Annotated in this window: 1 pseudogene; it reads left to right on the top strand. The window is 73.2% G+C overall.

Annotation, left to right across the window (positions count from 1 at the left end):
- A pseudogene (locus VR45_RS23385) lies at window positions 1-310 on the top strand (hypothetical protein); the annotation flags it as partial.
- Between the last annotated feature and the right edge of the window lie 280 nt (window positions 311-590).

Here is a 590-nt window from a genome sequence, read left to right as displayed (position 1 = left end):
GGGCATACCGCTGCCGACCGTGGAACAGACGGCCGCGATGCAGCTGGCGGACGCGGGTGACGAGGTCGCCGCGTGCTGGCGGCAGGATCCGCAGGAGGCCGTCGCGCTGGTGAGCGATCTGGTGGCCGGCGGAGAGCTTGGCGTCGACGAGGTCCTGGACCAAGCTGTCGACTCCGCTGTACTGGCCGGACTGATGGCACTGCAGGCTGCCCGCGCCGAAACGGACCCGACCATGACGGCCGAGCTGTGCCTGGCCGCTGTGCCCCACCTCGTCCTGGCCGTCGCGCTCGCGTCCGCGGACCTCGACTGAGCCTCGGCCGGAGTCCGGCGCCCGAATCCGCCACCGGGTCCATCACGGACAGCAGCTCCTGCCCTAGGAACGGCGCCCCGGCGCACATCGACCGGCCGGCCGAAACCCGCACGCGCCCGGCGGCGGGGCGTTGGTGACACTGGCCCGGTCAGCGCGGTCCAGCCCCTCGCCCGGGTGTGGAGCGTTGCCGGACGCGGCCCCCTCTCCGCGTCCGGCCGTCCCGGGCCAGCCGCAGCTGCGGCCTTGCGCAGTTCCGGGACCTGTCTCTTATACACATCTC

The sequence above is a fragment of the Streptomyces sp. NRRL S-495 genome (assembly GCF_000966955.1).
GTDB classification, from domain to species: Bacteria; Actinomycetota; Actinomycetes; order Streptomycetales; family Streptomycetaceae; genus Kitasatospora; species Kitasatospora purpeofusca.
Note: the sequence above shows the minus strand (reverse complement) of the source record. Positions and strands in the feature narration are given on the sequence as shown.